A 25,897-nucleotide genomic window follows, 5' to 3' on the forward strand; every position below is an offset into this window, starting at 1 on the left:
ATTAGAACTCGGTCGTCGATCGCAAGCGTCGGCGTGGCAAGACGCAGCCAGCCGCGTTTGAAAGTTGCTTACGAAGCGATCGCGCTGAGGTGTTTAACAAGCTTTTCCTGCAACAGTTCGTTTTCGAACGGCTTCGGCAAGAAATCCGACACGCCCGCTTGGATCGCTTCGATCACGCGGCCGCGTTCGGATTCGGTGGTGATCATGATCACCGGGATCGTTGAACCCGCCTGACGAATGTTTTTCAAGAGATCCAAACCTGTCATCATCGGCATGTTCCAATCGGTCAGAACCATATCGAACTGAGTCGTTTGAAAAGCGGTCCACGCCTGGGCTCCATCGGCTGCTTCGACAACGTCGGTAACCCCGGCAGCATTTAACGCCCGCAGAATGATCTTACGCATGACGCCCGAGTCATCCGCTAAGAGAACCTTTTGGTCCATCGAATTGTTCCTTTTCACTGATGTGTTTCGAGATTGGATCGGCGCGAACCGATAGCGTGACCTATTATTTAGGTAGCAGCCCAATTCATATTTTGGGTTCCACGTCCCCCTGAGCACGCTTCACCCAGCAAACCTTAGCATGAAAAAGCAGACACAGTAGAAAAACAATAGAAAATTGCACGCGCCCATGGATCACCCTGTTGTGATCCGCCACGACGCCAGCCAATGACGTTTCTATAGAAGGAAGCGTTTACGGTGTCGATGGTCCTATTGTGTGCCACCACAATCGTTACTTCCGGCACTTCACGCTTGCCGGACTCTTTCGCGCAAGAAATCTTTGCCGCTTCTTCGGCTGCGCGCACCTCCGACGTTAATTTCACGGCTTATGTTTCGAGAGCCATGAATCAGGTTAGCCCGCTGCACTCGCGGGGAACTTATTTAATCTCCTCGGAGGCAACGTCGTGTCGAACGAAGACCAAGAAATACTCGATGAATTTGTCGTAGAATCGCTCGAACATCTAGCCGATGTCGAGAGCCAGTTGTTGTCGATCGAAGCCGCGGGAGCGGAGATCGACGTCGATCTGGTGAACACAGTCTTTCGAGCAATCCACTCGATCAAAGGGGCTGCCGGTTTCCTCGGCCTGCCGCGGATCAACGAGCTGGCCCACTGCTTGGAAAACGTATTAAATCTGATGCGTGAGGAGAAATTGGTCCCCACGTCGACGATTGTCGATGGGCTGCTGTCGGCTTCCGACACGCTGCAAGCGATGGTCGCTGATGTTGGCGCATCCAATGAAGTCGACATCTCCAATCACCTCGTCGAACTCGAAAACTGCATCAAGTCCGGACTGGCGGGTGGATCGTCCGAAGCGACGCCACCGGCCGAAGCGGCTGTTGCAGCTGCCGAGCCACCCGCGGCGCAGGAGGCTCCCGCGACACCAGTTCCTCCCGCGACTGCAGCAGCACCTGCGGCGGAGACGACACCGATCGAGGTGCACATCCGCGAAGATCTGCCGCTGGCCGAGGCTTTGGACCTGGCAGTTGCCGACGCCAAGCGGGCTCGCGAATTCGCCGAAGCCGAAGCGGCAGCCAAGAAGCCCGATCCACGCGAAGCGATACTCGCCGCGAGCAGCGAAGAGCCGCGCAGTTCGGGCGAAGCCAGCGACGGTCGCAAAACTTCCAATCTCAAGTCGACGTCGGGAAGCGAATCGAGCATTCGCGTCTCGGTCGAAACTGTCGACCATTTGATGAATCTCGCCGGCGAACTGGTGCTCAGCCGAAACCAATTGTTGCAAGCGTTGGCGGCCCGCGAAAACAACGGCTTCGAATCGGTGGCCGCGCGGATTAATCAAGTGACGACCGAGATGCAAGACGCGATCATGAAGACGCGGATGCAGCCGATCGGCAACGTGTTCAACAAGTTTTCACGCGTCGTCCGCGACCTGGCGGCCAAGCTGGACAAACGGATCAATCTGTCGATCGAAGGAAGTGAAGTCGAAGTCGACAAAACGATCATCGAAGCGATCAGCGATCCGTTGACCCATCTGATTCGCAACTCCGTCGACCACGGGATGGAAACGCCGGCTCAACGCGTGACCGCTGGGAAACCGGAATACGGCAACGTCTACCTGCGGGCTCAGCCCCAATCGGGCAAGGTCATCATCGAGATCCAGGACGACGGACGTGGGATCAACGCCGACGTGGTTCGCAGCAAAGCCCTGGACAAGGGTTTGATCACCGCCGAGCAGGCGCAACAGATGAGCGACCGCGAAGCGGCTCGGCTGATCTTCCTGCCCGGCTTCTCCACCGCCGAACAGATCAGCGATGTTAGCGGCCGAGGCGTCGGGATGGACGTCGTCCGCACCAACATCGAAAAGCTGGGGGGCAGCGTCGAGATCTTCACGACGCTCGGAACGGGAACCTGTATTCAAATCACGCTGCCGCTGACGCTGGCGATCATTCCCTCGTTGATCGTCCGTTCGGGAGCCGATCGTTTGGCGATCCCGCAGGTCAACATCAATGAACTGGTTCGGGTCCGCCCCGAGGATGCCAAACAGCGTTTCGCCAGGGTAAAAGACGCCGATGTGCTGCGACTTCGCGACACACTGCTCCCCGTCGTACGACTCAACGAAGTCTTCGGCAGCCAACCCACGGGGCGCACGATCGTACAAGATCTCGCTCAAGAAGGGGCGGCGGCTCAGAACGTGATCGTCGTCGAAACCGGGCAACAACGCTACGGAATCTTGGTCGACGGACTTTGCGATTCCGAAGAGATCGTCGTCAAACCGGTGGGAGCTCAATTAAACGATTGTCCTTGCCTCTCGGGAGCGACAATTCTAGGCGATGGCCGCGTGGCGTTGATCGTCGACGTATCGGGGATTGCGAACTACACCAATCTCCGCGCCGTGACCGAACGGGCCAACGCCGAAAACGATGATCAACACGGCGGCCAGAAGACGAGCAACGAGGTTCAATCGGTGCTATTGTTCAACAACCGCGACCATGAAAGCTTCGCGATTCCGATGGGCATGATCTCTCGCATCGAATCGATCGCGGCGAGCGAAATCGAAAGTGTTGGGCATCGCGAGATGCTGCATTCACGCGGTGTTGCGATGCCACTGATCCAATTGGACATGTGTGTCACCGCCGCTCCGGCCGATCGATCCGGACGATTGTTTGTGATTGTCTACAGCGTGGCCGGCCGCGAAGTTGGCATGTTGGCTTCACACATCGAAGACATTCGCGCCATCCCACTGGATGTCGATACCGACGTTCACAGCGAACGCGGCATCGCCGGATCGCTGGCGATCGAAGGGCGAACCGTCCGCGTCTTGAACCTGCACGACATCACGCATTCGGCGCTGCCAGATCTGAAGGGCGAACCGAAGCGAACCACCCAACCGGATCTCCATCTCTGCTTGGCCGAAGACTCCGCGTTCTTCCGCAAACAGGTCTCGAACTTCCTTCGCGACGCCGGCTTTAACGTGTCGGACTTCGAGGACGGGCAAGAGGCTTGGGAGACGTTGGTTCAAGACAAGTCAGCGTTCGACTTGGTCGTGACCGACATCGAAATGCCACGCATGAACGGGCTGGAATTCTGTCGCCGGATCAAAGCCGATCCAGAGCTCCGCCGCCTGCCAGTGATCGCATTGACCTCGCTGGCATCGGAAACCGATGTCAGCAACGGACGCCGCGCAGGCATCGACGACTACCAGGTCAAACTGGACCGCGAAAACCTGATCCGTGCGATTCGCGAACAGAGTGAAAAAGCATCCAACAACAAATCGGACAAAGAATCAAAAGAGGTCTTGGTATGAGTAAAACAGCTGAAAAAACAAACGTCGGAGTCCAACAGTTCGCGACCTTCTACGTGAGCGACATCCTCTTGGGAATCGCCATCGATCGGGTCCGAGAAATCAATCGCCTGTCGGAGATCACCTGTGTTCCGCACGCTCCCACGCATGTCCTGGGAGTTGTCAATCTACGGGGCGAGGTGGTGCCGTTGTTAGACCTCGGGCTGCTGCTGGGGCTTGCCAAAACACAGGTTTCATCGGACTCCAAAAACATGATCGTGCAAGCCGAGGGGCAATTGCTGGGACTGGTCGTCGACCGCGTCTCCGACATCCTGACGGTTTCACAAGACGACATGTCGTCACCGCCCGCCAACGTGAACTCGGTCGACGGGCGAATGATTCTAGGAATCCACACGCTCCCCGAGGACGTCGTGATCCTACTGGATATCGATCAAGCGCTGGCCAATTCTCAATAGACAAACGAGAGTTCATCCAGCGTTGGAACAACTCCATAACCAACAGCACGTTTAACGCAGCATCGCGTTTTAACATTCCACTTTCCGGTGGGTGTTACAGCGCGATCGTGCACAACAACCCAAAGATCAAAAATGCGCATTCGAACTCGCCTAACCACGACCATTTTATGCTGCGGAATGATTCCGATGCTGGTTGCCTGCGGCGCAATCTACAAATTGTCCAGTCAAAACCTGGCGAAGATGGAACAGATTGCCGTCGCCGACTTGAAACAAAAGTCATCGGAAAAGATGGTCGCGTTGCGCGAGATCAAAAAGCAACAGATCGTCGGATACTTCGATTCGATCCGCGACCAAGTCTTAAACTTCTCCGCGGACGAACTGGTTGTCGAAGCGATGCGCGACTTCCGCGAACCGTTCCGTCGCTACGCTGCCGATTGTGGTTATGATCTCGAAATAATCGATCAACTGCGCAACGAATTGGCGACCTATTACACGCGGGAGTTCGGCGAACAGTATCGGAAACGGAACGATGGCAAAGATCCTAACGTCGTCGCAAAGCTGAGCCAACTGAAACCGGCATCGATCGCTCTGCAATACAACTACCTGCATGCAAATCAACATCCGCTTGGAAACAAACATCTGTTGAATGAGGTCCATGACGGGACCGTCTATTCGGAACAGCATGCCAAGATCCATCCAATCATCCGCGGGTATCTGGAGAAATTTGGATACTACGACGTCTTCCTGTGCGACAGCGAATCGGGTGACATCGTCTACTCGGCCTACAAGGAACTCGATTTCTCGACATCCTTGATCGACGGCCCCTATGCGAAACAGAACATCGGGAAGGTGTTCCAAAAGGCCAACGCCTTGCAATCCGCCGACCAGTTTGCAGTCGTCGACTTTGAGAAATACAGTCCCTCTTACGAATCTCCCGCCAGCTTCATCGCGTCTCCGATTTTCGATGGCCAACAGAAGATCGGCGTTGCTATCTTCCAACTGCCGATCGATCGCATCAATCAATTGATGACGATGGGAACGGGCATGGAACCCTCTTGCGAAACCTACCTGGTCGGTCCGGAGAATCGCTTGCGAAGCGACACGCGTCGCGACTCGAAAGCGCACAACGTCGTATCGAGCTTCCGGAATCCGGAGCGGGGCGCGGTGAAGACCGCCGCCATCGCCGCGGCGTTGAACGGCAAAACGGACGTCGAAGAAGTCGATGGTTATTTGGGCGACCGCGTTCTTTCAGCCTACGGTCCGGTCGACGTGTTGGGCCTGCACTGGGCGATCGCGGCCGAGGTCGCTCGCGACGAAGCCTTTGCCGCCGCCGACGGGATGGCCGCTCACACCGCTGCCGCCAAAATGGAACTGTTCTCTTGGAGTGCTGCTCTGGCCGGAGTGGCTGCAATCGGTATCGCTGCGATCGCGCTGCTGCTGTCGCATCGGCTGGTCGCTCCGATCAACCGATCGGTAGCAATGTTGCGAGACATCGCCGAAGGGGAGGGCGATCTGACCAAACGACTCGACGCCACCCGCCGCGACGAACTGGGGGAATTGGCAAAGTGGTTCAACCTCTTCGCCGGCAAACTGCAGTCGATTATTGGCAGCGTGACACAAAACGCAACGACGCTAAACGAAGCTTCGGCGGAGCTGACGGCTACCTCGAACAACTTGTCCGAAGGAGCGACGCGAGCCACATCGCAATCGAGCACGGTCGCCGCGGCAGCGGAAGAACTCTCCGCCAACATGACTCACATGGCGCGGTCCACCGAAGAGGTCTCGGGGAACGTCCAGACGGTCTCGACAGCGGTCAACGAGATGAATCAAACGATCGTCGAAGTCGCTCAGAGCGCCGAGCGATCGGCGTCGATCGCCGGCCAAGCAGCTCACTTGGTCGAACACTCCAACGACAAGATCTCCGAACTGGGGCTCGCCGCGGATGAAATCGGCAAGGTGATCCAGGTGATCCAAGACATCGCCGAACAGACAAACCTATTGGCTCTCAACGCCACGATCGAAGCGGCGCGGGCCGGCGAAGCGGGCAAAGGGTTTGCCGTGGTCGCCACCGAAGTCAAAGAGCTCGCCAAGCAAACCGCGATCGCAACCGACGACATCCGGCATCGAATCGAAGGCATCCAAGGTTCGACTGGCGATGCGGTCAAAGCGATCCGCGAGATCAGCGACGTGATCAACAGCGTGAACGAAGCATCGATGACGATCGCATCGGCTGTCGAACAGCAGAGCATGGCGACCAAACAGATTTCCGACAACGTCTCTCAAACCGCTCAAACCGCTGCCGCCGTGGCGCGCAGCGTCCAGGAATCGGCGACCGCCAGCCGAGAGATTACCCAAAACATCACCAGCGTCGACAGCGTGCTGCGGCAAACGACCGACAGCGCCGACAACACGCGGCGTGCAGGTGACGAGTTCAGCAACCTGGCCCATCAGCTGTCTCAGCTGGTCGGCCAATTCAAGACGGGCGACGAATCGGATCGTCACGACCATTCCACGCTGGCCTGCTAAGCGGTCCACATTCCTCCTTTCCCGATAGGCTTCTAGTGTTCACAGCGCCAAGAAAAATATTGATTGTCGACGATTCACCTGTCTACCGTCGCTTTGTCCAACAGACCCTCGAAGGTCTGCAAGGGCATCGGATCGTTGGGCAAGCATCCGACGGAGTCACCGCATTACAAGCGATCGCGACGCTACGGCCCGACGTGATCACTTTGGATGTTGAGATGCCTGGCATGAGCGGCCTGGAGGTGCTCAAGCAGATCAAGCAGATCTCGCCCCAGACCGAAGTCATCATGCTCAGTTCGCTGACCTTACAGTCGGCGAGCCTAACGATCCAAGCGATCGAATCGGGAGCGTTCGACTTCGTTTTAAAGCCACAGGGGACCGACCTCGAATCGAACCGGCGCAAGCTGCATAAGGAGCTGTCGGAACGTTTCCAGGTGATCTCGCAAAACGTGACGCGGAACTCGGGCGGCGGCCAACCGCAGCCGAGCAGCAGTCGGCCGGCTTGGTCGCCCACACCGACACCCACGCGTGTCGCAGCGTCGCCGCCGGGCAACGTGCCGCGTCGCGCGATGGGATCGCCGCAGATCATCGTGATCGGAATATCGACCGGCGGGCCGCAAGCGCTACGCTCGGTCGTCTCCCAACTGCCCAGCGATTTTTCGGTTCCAATCGCCGTCGTGCAACATATGCCGCCGCTGTTTACGCGGTCGTTGGCGGAGGAGTTGGATCGAATCTCGCCGCTGCAGGTTTTCGAAGGGACCGCGGGCGATATCTTGCGAGCGGGGCAGATTGCCATCGCGCCGGGCGGGTTCCAAATGCGTCTGCAGCGTTCGGCCAACGGGATCGTGCTGCGAGTTAACGATGATCCACCCGAACGCAGCTGCCGCCCGTCGGTGAATGTGTTGTTCCGATCGGCGGCCGAACAATTTGGCGGCCGCGCGGTCGGAGTCGTGATGACAGGGATGGGAGACGACGGCACCGAAGGCTCGCGTGCAATGCGAGAACAAGGCGCTCATATCCTCGCTCAAGATGCACGCTCTTGTGTTGTCTACGGCATGCCATGTGCCGTTGCAGAAGCCGGTTTAGTAGATGAAGTCGTTGGATTAAATGACGTCGCATCCAAGTTGACAGCCCTCAGCAGACGCCCCGTACTAGCAGGAAGATCATGAAGACTCTTGAAGTAAGCAACGACATTATCGATATCATCGATGTGATTGAACAGTTATGTGGAATCCAGGTCGACGATCGCAAGCTATATTTGCTGGAACATCGATTTGGAGAATTGATGCGAGAGGCATCGTATTCCAATTATGCAGAACTTGCCCGTTGCGCCCGCGACGACCGTCAACTGCAACAACAGATTGTAGAACGGATCACAACGCGGGAGACCTTGTTTTTCCGCGATGGAAGCCCATTCCAAGCGTTGCAACACAAGTTGCTGCCAGAGATTATCGACGCCCGTGCCAGCAGCCGTTTTCCTAGACGATTACGGTTGTGGTCGGCTGCATGCAGTAGCGGGCAGGAACCCTACAGCCTAGCGATTATGCTGCGTGAACTACTTCCCGACGCCGACAACTGGGATGTCCAGATCTTAGCCAGCGATATTTCCTCGACTGCCATCACACAGGCAAAACAGGGCGTATACTCCGAACATGAGATCTCGCGTGGTCTCTCCCCAGCTCAACTGAACCGATACTTCCACAAAGAAGGGAATCTTTGGCGGGTGCAGGACAAGCTGAGGTCGATGATCCGATTTGAGGAACGCAACTTCCTGCAACCCTTCACAAACGTCGGCATGTTCGACGTTGTGTTTTGCCGGAACCTAGCGATCTATTTCTCGGACGGTAATCGAAAAGACCTGTTCAATCGAATCGCAAATCAGATGGTCGATGACGGCCTCCTGTTTATTGGCGCACAAGAATATCACTCCGATATGAGCCAACGCTTTACGATGGAACACCATTGCCGCGCGACAGTATATCGCCCCAAAAAACGTGTTCCTTAACTAAATCTGCGGTACCCCTCCGCAAGGATTCTAAATCGCCATGAATGCTGATGAAATTCAAGCGTTGCTCGATGCCGCTCCGCAAAACCTAGGCCCCGCCACCAGTGTCGCCGTCCTCAACGAGCCCGACGAAACTGAACAGCCCGACGCCCAGGCGGAAAGCAGCGAGAGCGATGATTCATCGTGGACGCCTGAATTTGGAGCCGAAGAAGAACCAGCGGCCGATTTATCGCAAGCGGGTGAAGATCCACCCGCTGCACCACCAACCGACACCGCAGCAGCGGCACCTGCAGCCATCGCACCCGAATCGATCGCCGCGGCAGCCCCTGCCGCCGATCCGACGCCCGTTGTCGCTCCGACAAAAACCACCCCCGACGAATCGCCAGCCCCCGTGGCTGCAGCGTCTTCGACACCAGCACCCGTTGTCGCCGCTACGCTCCCGATGTGGATCAAGCTGACGACCGGCGGCACCTTGGTCCTATCGATCGCCGCAACCAGTCTGGGCTTTATCAACCGCAGCGTGCTGGAATCCGAAGTCGATCGACTGGAGATTGCCAACGCGAGCTTGAACGACCGCTGCGATTTCCAACAGACGCTGTGCCAGCGGTTGATGGGCAACCCCGGCGATCGCGATCGTCCGTTCTGGGACGCGCGGCCCCACGTGTTGGATCTCGACCAAGCCTTCCTCGCCCAGATTCCAACTCAAGTCGGCGACGTGAATGTGATTCGCACCCGGCCGACCTCGTTGAACGATCGCGGCGAATTGAACTTCGAAATCACCAACCCCAACGCGCTGACATTGCACCGCGGGCAATTGATCATTCGCACATCCGACCAGCCTCACGACCCAAGTCGCGCGTATGATTACGACGCTTTGCGAGCCTGGCAAAAGACGGTTACCACCAAGACCTACGAACTGGGTGAACTGCCAGCAGGACAGACGCGGCAGGTACTAGCTTCCGTCCAACCGGTGGACGATTCCGACGAACTTCCTAAATACGTCGACTTTGAAATTGTCTTCGGCTACTATTCCACCACGGGCGATTCCTCACCACTTGCTACCTCTGCGAACTGACATCCTCATCCGGTCGCAACATCAATGCGAGACCAATCCCAATCTGGCTCGCGATGAACCGAGCGGATGATTCCTGCATGAGTCTGCTGGGCGCCAGCAGCTTTCCGGTCGTAGGCCGATTGCAGATTGAGTCACCGGTGCTTCTACACATCGGTGATCCGGAAACTGTGATTGCGATCAACACAGTAGGTTCCAGGATTCATAACAGACCGCTGCAGCGAAACGGCAACAGAAGCGATTCTTGGTAGCGGCGTTCAAAGAAGGCGGGACCTCGACTGTAGCCGCAGCTGACGCGCGGATCCAGTTTGTGTGTCGCATCGCGGATCGCCCCCCCCGAAACGTTTGCGGGATGATCACAAAAGAGACGCGTTGCCGGTTCTACGATTAAACGAAGCGAAGAGAGATTGGGATCGCCAAAGAGGATCGCGGGGGCCGAGGCGCATAAAAAAACGGCCCAGGTTTCATGCCCCGGTCAGCTGCGCCGTCTCAAGAGACTGCGCGATGACCTATTGAAACCTGAGCCGCTCTGGTGGGAAGAACGATCGCATACATCGCTTTTGCGAGCTCCACAAATGAATGTGGTGCCCCACTCGCAAAAACATACGATCCATTCAACGCCTGTCCACTGTAGAGGATATGGCTGGGTTGAGGAGAAACCTCTGGCTTCCGCATCGCTATCGATCGGTTGCCCGCCGACGTCTTTGATGTGCCCCATCATCGACGTCGGAAAGAGATTAGCCCCGGTGTTACGTTACGCGACGGGAGAGACAACAGGAAAAGAATCGATCCCACCGCGTTGAGTTAACAATAGAAACCTACAACGCGAAAGCCAATCAGGCGGGCAAATCATCGACGAATAGGCATATTATTATTGACCTAACGCCCACGACTTACCCCACTTGTAGGACCGATTCACTCAGCAGAAGTGTAATCATCGGCCAGCGAAACTTGAACCGCAGGCTCATCCTTAGAGACGTATTGCACGACGCTCATCGCAGCTCGCAATTCGTTTCCGTTGAAGAATGGCGTGTTGCCAGTGTAAGCCGATTCGCGGCGATTCTTGCTAGCCAGTTCTTGCCACGACATCTTGTCCATCAAGTGCCAGGCAGCCGCTTGAGCGGTGTTCTGCGGAACGCGTCCGTAGCCCAAGTGAGTGCACAATTCGATCACGCTTGGATCTTGAGTGAACTGTTCGATCGGAATGATGGTGTAAGGGATTTTTGGATTGGGATCGGGCTTGCCATGTTCCAGGCAGACCGTGGTCAGAGCGACTTTGTGACGCTTTTCCGCAGCGACTCGCATGAATCCACCGCCGCCGCCCATGCCGCCCATACCGCCGCCGCCCATGCCACCCATGCCGCCGCCGCCCATGCCGCCCATGCCGCCGCCCATACCTTGAGCCATGCCGCCGCCACCCATGCCCCCCATGCCGCCGCCACCCATGCCGCCCATGCCGCCACCGCCCATGCCGCCACCAAATTGGGCTTGAACGGGAACAGCGGCGAACGCGTCGGGGAGTTGGATGTGCAACGGTTTCTTGGTCTTGTTTTCAACCAACAGATTTGCACGCGCCGCATCGCGAGGCACAAACTTCACCTCAATGTCGCCGTTTTTCATCGCTTCAAACAACTCGACACGACGCACATCGTCTTGGCCAGCGTCGCGACGCTCGACGCCCATCGCCGGTTGGAAGCCACAGATCAGCAAACCGAAAGTTGCTGTCGAAACGATCGCTGAATGAAACACAGTTCGTACGCTCATTGAATTTCCTTGTTGTCTCATGTTCCTCACCTGGCGGAATCGCGGCGGGACAAGAACCCATTTAAAGTCACACACGCGACTACGGCTCAACCGCGATAACTGGGAGCCGGCACGTCGTGCCCTCGCATCCCAGATTAATCGCACCTCGCCTCTCGTTAAAGCAGAATCTGTGCCAATCCGTCAATCAAAGCCACTCCGGTCGCCCATTATCGACCTACGGGCGTGCCCAGCTTGCCCACGCCCGCCGAATTACCAAATTCCCAGCACGGCGGCTCGCCGCCCCAACGTTGCATAATTGAACAGCTGGGTTTGAATTGCACAGATTTCCTGGCGACGGCGGCACGTGTCACCAGCGATACCACAGCTCCACTTCCTGCACGTCGGCAGCGACCGGAACCAGGTACTCCTTGAACTCTTTCCACGATCGCAGCCGCCCCTTTTCTCGCAACGATTCGCCGACGAGAACCTCCAGGTCGGCATCGTTCACAAAACCGCCGTCCTTGGTTTTCGCCAACGTTTTACCTACATTTGCTCGCATCCACAGCGGCTCACGAGGCTCCGAATCGGTATCTTTCCCGGCGCCGGCCGAGAACCGAATCGTTCGTTTCAGACGCTGCGGTCCGTCGGGTTCGATGCGGTCCTCGACGCTGATCCCATTCAACTGGTACAGCATCGTGGGGACACCTTGGGAGTCCAATCGGTAGCCCCCAAAACGGAGCGTGCTCGGACCGCTCTCCTCTTTCGGCCATGGCTGTTTTAGATCTTCGAGTTCCGCAAACAACGGCCCCTCGGGCAGCGTCACCACCGCATCGCCCAACGGCGAGGCAGGGGGAGCGGATCGCGTGAACCAGGTCCCTTGAGCGTCGAGGAAACGCCCCCGCCAAGCGAGCGCCGGCCTGATTTTTTCAGCGTCAAACGCATAGTGCAGGGCATCGGGAAACCCGACAGCGATCGCGTGCTGGCCGGCTTGCTGCATGAACGTACGCAGCACGATCGGCCGCTCGCCCGGGACCAGTTCGAAATCCTGAGCCCTCGCTTCTTTGATCTTTTCGGGCAGTCCATGCTTGGGAACATTGCCCAAATAGGCCCAGATCGCGGCGATCTGACGCTCGGTATCGCCGTCCAAAATCTCCGTATTCGTGCTGATTCCCTCGGGAAAGAAGGTCGGCATCCGCGTCTGTTTCTTCAAACTGCCTGGATTTAGCAGGAAATCGTGGAACCACTGAGGACGAATCCGCCCGGCGATACCGTTGAGATCGATGCCGACGATCCCCGGCAGACTGTCGCCGGCAAACTGATGACACTGCACGCACCCGACGTCCATTAATCGACGCCCCGCCTCTGCCAAATCTTTTTCCGAAGCCTTTGCGTTTATTTTCCCAAATACCTGGTCGGCGCTGCGGGTGTTGTTTTCAGACGACGCGATGTCGACTTTTGTCAACAACGGAACCAGTGATTTCGCCACACCACTAGGAAACACTGGCATCCGAATTTCCATGTGCGGTCGCAGGTCAGCTCCCTTCCCCTCCAGCACCTTGGTCAGCCAACCCGTATGCAGTTTGCGCCCGACGTTGGATAGCGGCGGCGGCAACCGCCCCTCGTCTCCCAAGTCGACGTGCCCGACGGTCTCGAAATAGGCTTTGCGATAACGGCCGACGCCTCCCAGGTCATCGCGTTGGTGGCAGGCGTAGCAATTCATCTGCAGCATTTGTGTTTGCAAGCTGACCTGATCCGACAACGGTTGCCCGCTGCCCGACGCGGAGAGCGCCGCAACGATCGCTTCGGTCTGCTGGGCGTCGATTCCAAAACGAGGCGACCGAGAATCGTCAGCCGACAAACATCCTCGAGTCGATTGGCTAGCAAGCTCCGCCAGCGGGCGAGCGGCCACGGTTGGCTTCACGCCCTCGACGCTGTGACAGTTGGCACAGCCGAGCGAAACGAACAGCTCGCGGCCGCGATCGACCAACGCAGCGGAGCCGTCTGCCGCGGGCGATGGCTGGGACGTCGAATCCGCAGCGTCCGAATCGGATGGATCGGCCAACAGATACGCCGCGATATCGGCAGCTTCGACAACTAATAGTTTAAGGTTCGGCATCCGCCCCGAGGGTCGTACCTTTTCGGGATCCAACAAAAAGTGAGTAAGAGAGATCGGGGTGTACTTCGCCGCGATATCGCCGTGCGGGACCGAGGCGACCCGGCGGGCGGCTCCCGACAATCCAAGCTCCTCCAACTGTTCGGGATCCAATTGTTCCAGCATCGCGTCGAGCGGCGACGGTTGCATTTCAGCCGTTTCGAAATCGGGATCGGCTTGGTGACACGCGACGCAGCCGACTTTGTGGTACAGCAGCCGGCCGTTCTCCGGATCGCCATGCTCCCAGAATCGGTACGGGACCGGATTCGCTCCCGTCCCTCTGATCTCGGGAAACGCTTGCTGCAGCGAACCGAGATACGCGACCAGCGCGTCGATCGCGGCTGGCCGTTGGTTTTCCGGAACCGCCGACAACACGTTGGGCATCGTCGTCCCCGGCTTGATCGCTTGAGGATCGCTGAGGTAGCGAGCCAGATAATCGGACTGCAACCGCGAACCGACAGCGTCCAATCGCGGGCCTCCCTTGGCCGACCAATGCGATGCGTTGGTCGCGTGGCAAGCGCCGCAGCTCAGTTCACTGATCAGCAACCCGCCAGCCAGCTCCTCTTCGATCTCCTCGTGGACGCCGAAGCGTTCGAAGCCCGAAACGAAGGGGCGCGACGGCACATCGGGGACTGGATCCTGAGACAACAGCGCCGGTGCGGTGCCAAAGATCGACAGCAGCGGAAGGAAGAGACAACGGCGGAAGGAAAACGATCGTCGCATGGTTGGGCGGGGCGGATTCAGAGGGCGGGAAATGGGCAGCGAGCTGGACATTGTAGCGACTTCGCCGCCCCGCGGTTCGCCACCACATCGCCGCGGGCAGAGCAGTCAAACAAATTAGCCGGCACGCGTTACAGCCAGACTCGCTGCACCCGATTGTTGTTCGAATCGAGCACGTGCAGTCGGCCGCGCGAATCGCGGACAACACCCCAGGGCTGAAACAGTTCACCCTCCGCATGTCCCGACCGCCCCCAAACCTCCAGCGAACGCCCGTCGAGATCGAACTTTTGAATTCGATCGTTGCCGTATTCGCAGACGTAGATACAGTCGCTCTCTTCGCCAAGCGTTATGCCGTAGGGGTAATAGAGCTGACCGGGCTGATGGCCAAACTCGCCCCACGCGCGGACCAAAGTCGGCTCGGGCCCGCTGGTCTCAAAAACCTGGATCCGGTGATTGCACGAATCGGCGACCCAAAGATGATCGTGACGATCGATGGCCAGACTTTGCGGGCGGACGAACTGCCCGGGCTCCGATCCGGTCGATCCCCACTGCATTAGAAACTCCCCGGCCGGCGAGAACTTCTGGATCCGATCGATGTCGCTGTATTCCCCCGTGTAATAATTGCCCGCCGAATCGCGGACCGCATCGGTGATAAACGAGAACTCTCCCGGACCGGTCCCCTGCGTTCCGCCGAGAGTCTCCGATTCGATCAGGTCGCCGTCGAGAGAATAGGAGAGCAGTTGAAAGTAGTGGGTGTCGGCGACCAATAGACGCCGCGAGGCATCGTCGACTTGCAGCCCCGTGGGGCGGCCGTTGGTGACATCGGGTGTCTTCCAGCCTCTGAGATATTCCCCGTCGGCCGAAAAGACCTGAATGCGGCCGGTCGTGTCGACGATGTACAGCTGATCCTCGGCATCGATCGCGATCGCCCGCGGCTTTTGAAAACGCCCCTCGGATAATCCGCGACGCCCCCAAACAAGATCGACAGCTCCGCTGGCCCCCGGCGGATCGATGCACCCGGCGACCGGTAGCGCGACCGCAGCGGAGGCGATCGCGGCCAACTGGCCTACGAATTTACGGCGGCTTGGAAGCCCCAAACTGGCCGCACCCGCAGATTGGGGCGTCTGCGGCGGCGGGACGTACCGATTTGCTGCTGGGGTTTGCATGGTTTTGGCGATCGGCCCCGGACGCTCCGCAGGCAGGAAAAGGTGGATGATTCGCCGCACAATGCTCCGCAACGGGAGCGATATCCGAACGAACACCCCATTGCTGCGGTTGAAGCAAATTTATTCTTCAACATATAATAGGTGATTCCATTTCTCCATTGCCAATCACAGGAACGCCGCGAATTCATGCCAACGGTTATTGATTTGCAGCGTGCTGAAGATCCGCGTGACATCGTTTATTTAGCGGTCCAGGCACTCGCCGAGGGCAAGGTAATCGCTTTGCCCACCGAGACTGTCTATGGACTGGCGGCGAGCGTATTATGCGCCGACGCGGTCCAACGGATGACCGAACTCAAACGGAAACTGGAAGAACAAACGCCGACTGGCGGGAAGCCGCGGACCGAATATTCGCTGGCGATCGCAGTCAAAAGCGCCGACGAAGCGATCGATTACATGTGTCACGATTCGCCGCTGGCGATTCGATTTGCACGTCGCTGTTGGCCCGGCCCTGTTACATTAGTCGTCCCTTGCGACCCGACCCGATCGGCCGCTTCCTGTTTTCCTGAAGCGGTCCGCGAACTTGTCGTCAGCCAATCGGGACATATAGGAGTCCGCGTTGTAGCGCATCGGTTGTTCGAACAACTGCAAAAATATTGCGCCGGACCGATCGTGATCTGCAGCGCCAACCGCTGCGGATCCCCGTCGACCACCACCGGCGTTGCCGTCGTCGAACAATTCGGCGACGATGTGCCATTAGTTGTCGACGACGGACCCACCCGTTACGGTGGACCGTCGACGGTCGTTCGGGCCAATGGAAACCAATTCAAAATCATCCGGGAGGGCGTCGTGGAAACCGCAGCGATTCGCCAATACGCACGACCATCGATCGTACTCGTTTGCACCGGCAACACGTGTCGCAGCCCGATGGCCGAAGCACTGCTGAAAAAACGGATCGACGAGCGGTTTGGCAACAGCCCCAGCGGCGCGATCATCCCTAGCGTCAGTTCGGTCGGCCTGGCGGCGATGCCTGGCGACCAAGCGGCGACGCAAGCTGTCGACGTGATGCGCGAGCGTGGGCTCGACATCTCGGGACACGAGAGCCAACCTTTCGGGGAACAAACGATTCGTTCGGCCGACTTGATCCTGACGATGACCCGCTCGCATCGCAACGCGATTTTGCAGCGTTGGCCACACGCCCAGGACCGCGTCTTTACAGTCCGTCGCGACGGGGGCGATATCTCAGATCCTGTCGGTTCGCCAGTGCAGATCTACCAAGCCTGCGCCGATCAGATCGACCGCGAATTAGCACAGTGGGTCGAAAGCTTGGGGCCCGAGTGGCTTGCGATCTCCGAATCGGGCGAAGAGGGAGAAAATCAATGAAAGTTAGCATAGCGAGCGACCACCGCGGCGTGCACATCAAAGCGCGGATAGCCCAAGCGTTGGAATCCAACGGCCACACCGTCTTCGACGAAGGAGCCGACTGCGAAGACGCCAGCGACTACCCGGACTTCGCAAGCATCGTGGCTCAGAAGGTCAGCCAAGGAGAGTGCGATCGCGGGATCTTGATCTGCGGCACCGGAATTGGAATGGCGATCACCGCCAACAAATTCGCCGGTGTCCGTGCAGCTCCATGTTACGACGAAGTAATGGTTGAACTGTCCCGCCGGCACAACGATCTAAACGTCCTGTGCCTGGGAGGCGACCTGATCGGCGACCGCAACATCGACGACTTGATCCTGCTGTGGATGCGGACCGAATTCGAAGGGGGCCGACACGCCCGCCGCGTCGACAAGATCGTATCGATCGAAGAGGGCAACGCCGTTTAAAGCTGACGCGGGCGATTAACCTTCGGACAGCTCCAGCGTATCGACGGGCTGGCCAACCGCTGCGGCGGCTTCGATCAACTGCACCGCCGCATCCCCCGCCTGTTGCGACGCTTCCTGTTGTTTCTGCAGCACCGCGAAATCGACTCTGGTGTGCAGCTGTGCGTTTGCGATCGCGGTAGCGGTTTGTGCAATTCCGTTGACGCTCGACATCGATCTGAACTCCTCGTTCCCAAGTCAAAACAAAAGACTTGGCAAGTATCGAGCGAAAACGGTGTGCAAGCTGGGTGAATCTGAACAACTGCCGCCCCCCTTTCCGCCTCCAGCGATGATCCTTGCCGATTGTGCCGATTAGGCATCGCCCCACGAGAGTTGCCGCCGAACCTGACGCCAGCCCCCAGCGACGCTCTTTCGATTTCTCGTTATAATTCGCTGAACAGCCTTTAATGACCACTTAGGGCAAAATCGCTCCGCATCGCCGCGGCTTACCGATGTCTCGATCGCGATGCGACGCCGCACGCGGGGGAACAACAGCACGGTGAAAGCTGACGATTTACCGCCACCCGCCAAACGTGCCTTTCGAATCCTCACCACCGACTGGGCCGCGACCATGAACTCACAACAAACCGCCTCACAAGTGCTCGACCGACACTACCTGGAAGCTCGCGCGCGGATCCTCGAGATCGCCGCGATCTTCGATCGTATCGATCGAGCCCAGGGGAGCACCGGCGAAGATCCACGCGACGCCTTGCTGCGTCAAGGTATCGAGATATTGTCCGACAGTGCGGCGAACCGCGCTGAACAGGTTCAGAAATTATTCTCACGCGAATACAACGCCGACTGGCGAGACGAGATGGGGGTCTAAGCCATGGATTACATCGATCCACACATTCACATGGTGTCGCGAATCACCGACGACTACGCCACGCTTGCCCGAATGGGCTGCGTCGCGGTCAGCGAACCGGCGTTCTGGGCCGGCTTTGATCGCGGTTCGGTCGACGGATTCCGCGACTACTTCTGCCAACTTACCGAAGTCGAACCACGGCGGGCGGCTCAATATGGCATCCAGCATTTCACCTGGCTGTGCATCAACGCCAAAGAAGCCGAAAACGTCGAACTGTCGCGCGAGGTGATCGCGATGATCCCCGAGTTCCTCGACCGCCCCGGCGTGCTGGGAATCGGCGAGATTGGGCTGAACAAAAACACGCCCAACGAAGCGACAATTTTCATCGAGCACATGGAACTGGCGATCGCTCACGAGCAATCGATCCTGATCCACACGCCTCACTTGGAAGACAAGTACCAAGGGACGCGGATGATCTTGGATATGTTGTGCGGCGATTCGCGAGTCAATCGCGACCGCGTGCTGGTCGACCACGTCGAAGAGCATACCGTCGCCGAGGTCCTGGATCGCGGATTCTGGGCCGGAATGACCCTCTACCCAATCTCCAAGTGCACGCCCGATCGCGCCGTCGACATGATCGAGATGTACGGGGCAGAGCGTTTGTTAGTCAACTCCGCCGGCGACTGGGGACCCAGCAAACCGACGGCGGTCCCCGACCTGATCTTTGAGTGCCGCCAACGCGGGATTCCCGAAGCGACGATCCGCAAGGTCGTTTACGAAAACCCTGTCGCTTTCTTTTCGCAGAGCAAGAACTTCAACTTCCAACCGCGCGACGGGCAACAGGCACCCAGCTAATGAAGCCACGGCTGGCGATCACAACCGGCGACCCCGCGGGGGTTGGCCCCGAACTGGCATTAAAGATTCTCGGCGATCGCGAGATCACTGATCGCTGCGTCCCGATCCTGTTTGGCGACCTGGCGATCTTACAATCGGTCGGCCAGCGGTTGGCGCTGCCGCTGCCACAACAAATCGTTCCGCGGACCGCGGGACTGGCGGCGATCGCCAAGATCGACCAACCGGCGATCTTCGATTTCGCATCTCCGCTGGACGGCTTCCGCCCGGGGATTGTCGATCGAGCGACCGGAGCGGCTTCGTTTGCCTATGTCGTCGATGCGATCGATGCCGCGTTGGCAGGGCAGGTCGATGCAATCGTTACCGGGCCGATTCAGAAAGAAGCCTGGCACGCGGCGGGGATCGAATTCCCCGGGCACACCGAACTGCTGGCTCAGCGATCGCAGGCCGATCGATGCTGCATGATGCTGACCAGTCACGACGTCTCGTGCGCCCTGGTCACGGTGCATGTCGGACTGTGCGAGGTGCCGGAACTGCTGTCGACCGAAAAGATCTTGCAGACGATCCGGCTAGCCCACGCGGCGATCTCCCGACAACGCGGACGTCCCGCTCGCGTCGCCGTCTGCGGACTCAATCCGCACGCTGGCGAAGGGGGCATGTTCGGGCAACGGGAAGAGGAGCGATGGATCGTTCCAGCGATCGAAGCCGCCCGCAGCGAAGGGCTCTCCGTGACCGGCCCCTTGCCCGCCGACACCGCGTTTGTTCCGGCGATGCGACGGCAGTCCGACGTCTACGTTTGCATGTATCACGACCAGGGCCTGATCCCGCTGAAGACGCTGGCGTTTGACGAAGCTGTCAACGTGACGCTGGGACTGCCGATCGTTCGCACCAGCGTCGATCACGGCACCGCTCTGGACATTGCTTGGCAGGGGATCGCCAGCGACACGAGCATGAAGCAAGCTATCCGCATGGCAATCGATCTGGCGAAAAACGAAGCACCAGAAGAGCCAGCCAAGGCGAACACTTAGTCAACGCAAATACAGAGATTAGACTAGTCGCGCCGCGACGTGAGCATTCCTTACAATCGCTCGAACATCCCGCGGCTCCCGCAGACTTGTCCCGATTCTCCCTTTTCCTACAAGCTCCCCGCCCCTCCAGTTCGATCAGCCGCAGTGGACAACCTACTGCGTCTTCTTACACCTCAAGGGCAAACGATGGGGACACTGGCAGAAAGCGGCCATCAACTGAACGTCGGGGAACTGCTTCAAGAAGACATTCTCTCCAGCAGCGGCGATGTGCTGTATCGTGCAGGAGAACTGATCACCGCCGATATCGCGGCGACGATCCAACGCCACGGACTGCGCCGCGTGCTGCAAGATTCCGAACAGGCCTTCGACTCGTCGGCGACCTCCGGCATCCACCGGCAACAGCGGCTGACGATGGCCAACGAACCCTATTCGCAGGAGCGGGCCGCGGTCCTGCGTCGCTTGATCGACGAATCGACGTTCAAGATCCGCGAAATGACAGCGACGCTACACGGCCGCGGCCGCGTCGATTGGCAAGACCTCGCCGAAATCCCCTCGCGGTTTGCCAAGCAGAGCGAACAGGATATCGACCAGACGCTTTCGTCGACGCTGCATCAATCCGAATACCACGAACTCAGCTCGCACTGCCTGACCCTAAGCACTCTGGGAATGATGATCGCCCAAGAGATCCCGGGCTGCGATGTGGACGAGATCCTGGATGTCGGCATCGCCGGGTCGCTGCACGAAATGGGGCTCGGAGAACTGGAACTGGGGCCCGAAGCGCGGAGCCGCCGCAGCGAACTGTCGGCGTCGGACTTCGCGACCTACTCCCGACACCCGATCGTCGCCTACCAGTTGTGCGGATCGATCTCCGGCCTCAGCGACCGCGCCCGCATGGGCATCCAACACGTCCACGAACAGCTCGATGGAACGGGATTTCCGCACGGCGTCGGCGGATCGCAAGTGAACCGGATCGCCAGGATCCTAAATGTTGCCGATGCCTACCTCACGCTGCAAAACTCGCTCGACGGCCGGCCCGCGGTTAAACCGTACGACGCACTGGTCTGCCTGCTGCACCAGGTTCGCGCCGGACGCTGCGACGCCGAAGCGGTCCGCGGCCTACTGAACCTAGTCTCGCTGTTCCCAGTAGGCAGCTTCGTTCGACTCGACGACGCGAGGATCGCTCGCGTGATCCGCAGCAATTCTCCCTACTACACCAAGCCGACGGTCGTCACGCTCGACACCGACGAACTGATCAATCTTCGCGAGTCGGACCTGCAGATCGTGGCGATCGAAGCCAATCCGTCGTCGCAAGAGATCCGGCTGCAACAAGACGAACTGCAGCGGCCGATCTGGATCCCAAGCGTTCATCAACCGCAAGGAACAAGCGCCGTCTGATCGATCGCAGACAGCGAACCACCAACGCGTCGCCAAAACAACGCGTTAGGCATTAAAGCAGATTAGCGGCCGGCCAATGGCGTCTCTTGCCACAACGCTCGCAGCAAAAACTTTCCGTTCTGCCAGTACCGCCCCGCCAGACGCTGCGGCTCTTGCGCCATCCGGTAGCACCACTCGAGACCAGCTCGCTGGATCCATCGCGGAGCTCGCGCGACGCCGCCGGCGACGAAGTCGAACGAAGCACCGATCTGCACACAGACGGGAGCCCCGATCGCTCGATAGTTCTCCGCGATCCAGAGCTCACCCTTGGGTTGCCCCATCGCAACGTAGACGATGTCCGGTTTACTGCTGCGAATCTGATCGATCAGATCGGCATGCTCTTGATCGTCGAGCGGCCGGAACGGGGGAGAGTGAACGCCGGCAACGATCAGGCCGGGATATCTGGCCGACAACTTATCGGCAGCGGCTTGAGCCACGCCCGGTGCACCGCCAAGGAAATAGATCCGATGCCCTTTATGCGCGGACCATTTGGTGAGCGCATAGATCAGCTCTGAACCGGCAACGCGTTCGGGCAACGGGCTGTCGGTCCAACGCGAGCGCCAGACCATCGGCATCCCATCGCAAACGATAAACGCAGCATCGTCGTTCACCTGCCGCAACTCTGGATGCTGCGACGTGAGCATGTTGTAGTTCAGGTTCGCCGTGATGAAGTAGCCGGGTTGGCCCGCGGCGACCAAGCGGTCGACATGCTGCAGAGTCTGGCCGAGAGTGAGCCGCGAAAAGGGGACACCCCAGATCTCGACAGCCTCGGGCTTTGCTGGCGACCGGTCACCGTTCGAATCGGGTTCCGCCAGCGCCTCTTCGACACGCGCCTCCAACTGGACGATTTGAGCTTCCAGCTTGGAGAGCGCGCGATCGGCATGAACCGGTTTGCGGTCCAGAAACACCTGGGCCGCGGCATTCGTTTGGAAAGCGTTGGACATCGATTAGAGCTCGTAGGAGTGGACGACCAAATCGCCGGTGTAACGCTGCACGATGTTAATTTTCGTACCACAGGGCCAGCAGTATTGGAAGACGCAACGGCCCAGCAGATCGCGCGACTTGCTGACCTCGGGAGGGCAGGTGGTGCAGCACAAAGGAACGCACAACGCGACTTCGGTCGGGCAGCATCCGGTCGGCACCTGCACGACAACCTGTCCCGCCTGACCTGCTTTGCACTTGTGCATCAACATCGCCAAGATCGGATGGTTGCGATAGATAACTCGCGGTTGTTCGCAGCAATGACCGCCGCGGGAATACGCCGCTGGGGCGGGTGAATAGATCGGTGCGTAAGATTCGTAAGTCGATTCCATCACGGGCGGAGCCGTTTCGATCATCACCGAGTGATCCTCTTGGACCGGTGCATTGATAGCTTCGGGAACGGCGATCTCTTCGTATGCGACAGGGCTGACCAAGACGTCCAGCCAGCCGGCTGATGCGGGGACCGCGATCGCCGCGACAGCGGCAAACAGCGTGGTTCGGATGGATAATTTAGCGTTCATGGTCACGGGTATCTCGTTTGCGGTTCGGTTGGATACGAAACAGCACACCCCCTCGGCATGCCAATTCACTCAACCCTAGTGCGCAGCGGTGGCAATCCAAGCGAAGGACCTGAAGGAAGACTTGGGCAGCGACCAGGAACCGTTCCGCCTGAAATGACTGTTCCGAAGATCCGGATTACGACGCCCATCGCTCGACCGAACAGAAGCTCCCCCGTCCCTAAAAACGCTACCAAAAGGAACCCGTTTCGGTGCTGGCGTGTCTTAAAACTGGCAGCGGCTGGACTCTGGCTTGCGGCGAATTCAGCAAGCATTTCCAGGGCAAATAGGGAAAAGTAGTTTTAGATAATGAGGAGGAATCGAACAGATTTGCCCTTTTGCATTCGCAAACGCTTTGTCATATTGACCGAATAGATGGATTGGAACGGGCTAAAAGTCCGTAAAAAATGGCCTATGGCGATTGATTAGACGTTAAGTTCCGCTCTGAACGGCTTGATCGTCAAATCGCTTCCCTTGCCGCAACTGCGGACCGAGGTCGAAGAATCGAAAAAATCGTTACAGATTGCCTCGGTTCCCTGCCAGGTCAAGGGCCAGCCAAGCCGAAGTAAAGACTTGTAAAGATTTGTGTTTTCTATCGCTCGTGTTAGAGCGTCGCCCACTTGTATCAAGCGACTGCCGCGACCAGCACAAGATGTTCAGGTGACATCAATGAATTTGGAAAAAGTACGTAATATCGGTATCAGTGCCCACATCGATTCGGGCAAAACAACCCTCAGCGAACGCATCCTGTTCTACGCTGGTCGAATCCACAAGATCGAAGACGTTCGTGGCGGCGGTGACGGCGCAACGATGGATCACATGGACCTGGAAAAAGAGCGTGGTATCACGATCACCAGTGCTGCGACCTCGCTGAAGTGGAATCACTTGGGCGAAGAGTACAACGTCAACTTGATCGACACCCCCGGCCACGTCGACTTCACCGTCGAAGTGGAGCGCTCGCTGCGCGTTCTCGATGGTGCGGTTCTGGTTCTCTGCAGCGTCGGTGGCGTTCAAAGCCAATCGATCACTGTCGATCGCCAGATGAAGCGTTATAAGATTCCTCGCTTGGCGTTCATCAACAAGATGGACCGCACCGGTGCCGATCCGTTCCGCGGTTTGCGTGAACTGAAGGAAAAGCTGCAAGCGGACGCCTTCCTGATGCAGTTGCCGATCGGTCGCGAAGACAACTTCAAGGGCGTCGTCGATCTGATCGAACGCAAAGCCTATTACTTCGATGGCGACAACGGTGAAACTCTGCGTATCGAAGAGCCACCAGCGGAGATGGCCGACGAAATCGAAGAGACTCGCCTGGCGATGCTCGAAGCGCTGTCGATGTACAGCGACGACATGATGGAGAAGATGCTCAGCGAAGAAGAGATCAGCGTCGAACTGATCTACGAAGTCGCTCGCAAGGCAGTCCACGCCGGTGCAACTCCCGTCTACATGGGCAGTGCCTACAAGAACAAGGGCGTGCAACCGTTGTTGGACGCTGTGGCTCGTTACTTGACCAGCCCACTGGATCGCGAAATCCACGGTATCGATCCTAAGGACGAGACCAAGCAGATTCCGCTGACACCCGATCCCAACGAACCGTTTGTCGGCATGGCGTTTAAGATCGTCGACGATGAATACGGCCAACTGACCTACATGCGTATCTACCAAGGTACGTGCGAGAAGGGCGGATCGTATATCAACCAACGTACCGGCAAGAAGGAACGCTTCAGCCGCTTGGTGCGGATGCACAGTAACAAGCGTGAAGAAATCGATTCGGCTAGCGCCGGCGACATCATCGCAGTCATGGGCATCGACTGTGCCAGCGGTGACGCTTACGCCCCTGAGCGAAACTTCTGCACGCTCGAATCGATGTTCGTTCCCGAACCTGTCATCAAGATTTCGGTCACGCCGACAAGTCGTGCCGAAGCGGACAAGATGGGCAAGGCGCTGCAACGCTTCCGCAAGGAAGACCCGACCTTCCGCGTCGAGACCGACGAGGAGAGCGGTGAGGTTCTGATCAGCGGCATGGGTGAATTGCACCTTGACGTTTACGTCGAACGGATGCGTCGTGAATACGGCGTCAGCGTCGAAGTGGGTGCACCGAAGGTTAGCTACCGCGAAGCCCCAACCAAGCACGTCGACTTCGACCACAAGTTCAAGAAACAGACTGGTGGTTCGGGTCAGTTCGCGCATATCAAGGGTTCGATCGAACCGATCGAAAGCGATAGCGAAGACAGCTTCGAATTCGAAGACAAGGTCGTTCAGGGACGTATTCCTAAGCAATACATCCCAGCCGTCGAAAAGGGCTTCCGCGATTCGTTGATCAAAGGGCCTGTTGCTGAATTCCCCGTTGTGGGAACCCGCGTGACCTTGACCGACGGTGCGTACCACGACGTCGACTCGTCGGAAAAATCGTTCCACACATGTGCTCGCGAATGCTTCCGCGAATACTTCAAGAAGGCATCGCCTGTCTTGTTGGAACCGATCATGCAAGTCGAACTCGAATGCCCCGAATCGTTCCAAGGTGCGGTTGTGGGCGACGTGACCGGCCGTCGTGGAATGATCACCAACACCGACATCCGCGAAGGCGTCAGCTACATCAGCGCTGAAGTGCCTCTTGCAGAAACCTTCGGTTACGCGACCGACCTGCGTAGTATGACGCAGGGTCAGGGAACGTTCACGATGGAACTTTGCAAGTACGCGAAGGTCCCAGGCAATATCCAAGAAGATATCGTCAACGAGAAGAAGAACGCTCAACTGGTTGGCTCGAAGTAATCTACTTCGAACCTCC

General features: G+C 58.2%; 21 protein-coding genes. 13 read left to right on the plus strand and 8 right to left on the minus strand.

Annotation, left to right across the window (positions count from 1 at the left end; genetic code table 11):
- Window positions 1–68 precede the first annotated feature (68 nt).
- The gene (locus CA51_RS23185) at window positions 69–443 is read right to left on the minus strand and encodes a response regulator (protein WP_145123514.1); all 375 of its coding nucleotides are present in this window, start codon (window positions 441–443) and stop codon (window positions 69–71) included.
- A gap of 134 nt (window positions 444–577) precedes the next feature.
- The gene (locus CA51_RS23190) at window positions 578–823 is read right to left on the minus strand and encodes a hypothetical protein (protein WP_145123515.1); all 246 of its coding nucleotides are present in this window, start codon (window positions 821–823) and stop codon (window positions 578–580) included.
- Window positions 824–904: 81 nt separating this feature from the next.
- On the opposite strand from CA51_RS23190, the gene CA51_RS23195 reads away from it, so the two are divergent.
- The 6 genes from CA51_RS23195 (at window position 905) to CA51_RS23220 (ending at window position 9,815) form a co-directional block, all read left to right on the plus strand.
- Complete coding sequence (locus CA51_RS23195) at window positions 905–3,760, plus strand: hybrid sensor histidine kinase/response regulator (RefSeq protein WP_145123516.1); 2,856 nt, start codon at window positions 905–907, stop codon at window positions 3,758–3,760.
- Complete coding sequence (locus CA51_RS23200) at window positions 3,757–4,212, plus strand: chemotaxis protein CheW (RefSeq protein ID WP_145123517.1); 456 nt, start codon at window positions 3,757–3,759, stop codon at window positions 4,210–4,212. Before CA51_RS23195 ends, CA51_RS23200 begins: the two co-directional genes overlap by 4 nt.
- 186 nt (window positions 4,213–4,398) lie before the next feature.
- Entirely contained in the window at window positions 4,399–6,738 is a 2,340-nt protein-coding gene (locus CA51_RS23205; protein WP_197451418.1) for a methyl-accepting chemotaxis protein, read from the plus strand.
- Window positions 6,739–6,797: 59 nt separating this feature from the next.
- On the plus strand, window positions 6,798–7,904 hold the full coding sequence (locus tag CA51_RS23210) for a protein-glutamate methylesterase/protein-glutamine glutaminase (RefSeq protein WP_197451419.1): 1,107 nt from the start codon (window positions 6,798–6,800) through the stop codon (window positions 7,902–7,904).
- Entirely contained in the window at window positions 7,901–8,740 is an 840-nt protein-coding gene (locus CA51_RS23215) for a CheR family methyltransferase (protein ID WP_145123520.1), read from the plus strand. Before CA51_RS23210 ends, CA51_RS23215 begins: the two co-directional genes overlap by 4 nt.
- A 40-nt stretch (window positions 8,741–8,780) precedes the next feature.
- Window positions 8,781–9,815 (plus strand): hypothetical protein, encoded by a 1,035-nt coding sequence (locus tag CA51_RS23220; protein WP_145123521.1) that lies wholly within the window; start codon window positions 8,781–8,783, stop codon window positions 9,813–9,815.
- A 912-nt stretch (window positions 9,816–10,727) separates the two neighbouring features.
- On the opposite strand, the gene CA51_RS26290 is transcribed toward CA51_RS23220, so the two are convergent.
- From CA51_RS26290 to CA51_RS23240, 3 genes are all read right to left on the minus strand, one after another.
- Window positions 10,728–11,576 (minus strand): hypothetical protein, encoded by an 849-nt coding sequence (locus CA51_RS26290; protein WP_231746241.1) that lies wholly within the window; start codon window positions 11,574–11,576, stop codon window positions 10,728–10,730.
- A gap of 346 nt (window positions 11,577–11,922) precedes the next feature.
- A complete protein-coding gene (locus CA51_RS23235) occupies window positions 11,923–14,430 on the minus strand; it encodes a c-type cytochrome (protein WP_197451420.1) in 2,508 nt (835 codons plus the stop codon).
- 128 nt (window positions 14,431–14,558) lie between these two features.
- Window positions 14,559–15,593, minus strand: coding sequence for an NHL repeat-containing protein (locus tag CA51_RS23240; protein WP_145123524.1), 1,035 nt, complete (start codon window positions 15,591–15,593; stop codon window positions 14,559–14,561).
- Window positions 15,594–15,779: 186 nt separating this feature from the next.
- On the opposite strand from CA51_RS23240, the gene CA51_RS23245 reads away from it, so the two are divergent.
- Both CA51_RS23245 and rpiB read left to right on the plus strand, forming a co-directional pair.
- Window positions 15,780–16,973 (plus strand): Sua5/YciO/YrdC/YwlC family protein, encoded by a 1,194-nt coding sequence (locus CA51_RS23245; protein ID WP_145123525.1) that lies wholly within the window; start codon window positions 15,780–15,782, stop codon window positions 16,971–16,973.
- On the plus strand, window positions 16,970–17,419 hold the full coding sequence (rpiB, locus tag CA51_RS23250; RefSeq protein ID WP_145123526.1) for a ribose 5-phosphate isomerase B: 450 nt from the start codon (window positions 16,970–16,972) through the stop codon (window positions 17,417–17,419). The genes CA51_RS23245 and rpiB overlap by 4 nt, the downstream gene beginning before the upstream one ends.
- Before the next feature lie 15 nt (window positions 17,420–17,434).
- Here rpiB and CA51_RS23255 read toward each other — a convergent pair whose 3' ends face one another.
- Complete coding sequence (locus CA51_RS23255) at window positions 17,435–17,629, minus strand: putative motility protein (protein WP_145123527.1); 195 nt, start codon at window positions 17,627–17,629, stop codon at window positions 17,435–17,437.
- Window positions 17,630–18,026: 397 nt separating this feature from the next.
- On the opposite strand from CA51_RS23255, the gene CA51_RS23260 reads away from it, so the two are divergent.
- The 4 genes from CA51_RS23260 (at window position 18,027) to CA51_RS23275 (ending at window position 21,535) form a co-directional block, all read left to right on the plus strand.
- The gene (locus tag CA51_RS23260) at window positions 18,027–18,281 is read left to right on the plus strand and encodes a hypothetical protein (protein WP_145123528.1); all 255 of its coding nucleotides are present in this window, start codon (window positions 18,027–18,029) and stop codon (window positions 18,279–18,281) included.
- 3 nt (window positions 18,282–18,284) lie between these two features.
- The gene (locus CA51_RS23265; protein WP_145123529.1) at window positions 18,285–19,115 is read left to right on the plus strand and encodes a TatD family hydrolase; all 831 of its coding nucleotides are present in this window, start codon (window positions 18,285–18,287) and stop codon (window positions 19,113–19,115) included.
- Window positions 19,115–20,140, plus strand: a complete 1,026-nt coding sequence (gene pdxA / locus CA51_RS23270; RefSeq protein ID WP_145123530.1) for a 4-hydroxythreonine-4-phosphate dehydrogenase PdxA — start codon at window positions 19,115–19,117, stop codon at window positions 20,138–20,140. Before CA51_RS23265 ends, pdxA begins: the two co-directional genes overlap by 1 nt.
- A 186-nt stretch (window positions 20,141–20,326) precedes the next feature.
- The gene (locus CA51_RS23275; RefSeq protein ID WP_145123531.1) at window positions 20,327–21,535 is read left to right on the plus strand and encodes an HD-GYP domain-containing protein; all 1,209 of its coding nucleotides are present in this window, start codon (window positions 20,327–20,329) and stop codon (window positions 21,533–21,535) included.
- A 62-nt stretch (window positions 21,536–21,597) separates the two neighbouring features.
- Here the strand turns inward: CA51_RS23275 and CA51_RS23280 are convergent, their stop codons facing one another.
- Both CA51_RS23280 and CA51_RS23285 read right to left on the minus strand, forming a co-directional pair.
- Window positions 21,598–22,518 carry a WecB/TagA/CpsF family glycosyltransferase gene (locus CA51_RS23280; protein WP_145123532.1) on the minus strand — a complete coding sequence of 307 codons (921 nt, stop codon included), beginning with the start codon at window positions 22,516–22,518 and terminating at the stop codon, window positions 21,598–21,600.
- A gap of 3 nt (window positions 22,519–22,521) precedes the next feature.
- Window positions 22,522–23,076, minus strand: coding sequence for a hypothetical protein (locus CA51_RS23285; protein WP_145123533.1), 555 nt, complete (start codon window positions 23,074–23,076; stop codon window positions 22,522–22,524).
- Window positions 23,077–23,781: 705 nt separating this feature from the next.
- On the opposite strand from CA51_RS23285, the gene fusA reads away from it, so the two are divergent.
- Entirely contained in the window at window positions 23,782–25,881 is a 2,100-nt protein-coding gene (fusA, locus tag CA51_RS23290) for an elongation factor G (protein ID WP_145123534.1), read from the plus strand.
- The last annotated feature ends 16 nt before the right edge of the window (window positions 25,882–25,897 follow it).

The organism is Rosistilla oblonga (assembly GCF_007751715.1).
Lineage (GTDB): Bacteria > Planctomycetota > Planctomycetia > Pirellulales > Pirellulaceae > Rosistilla > Rosistilla oblonga.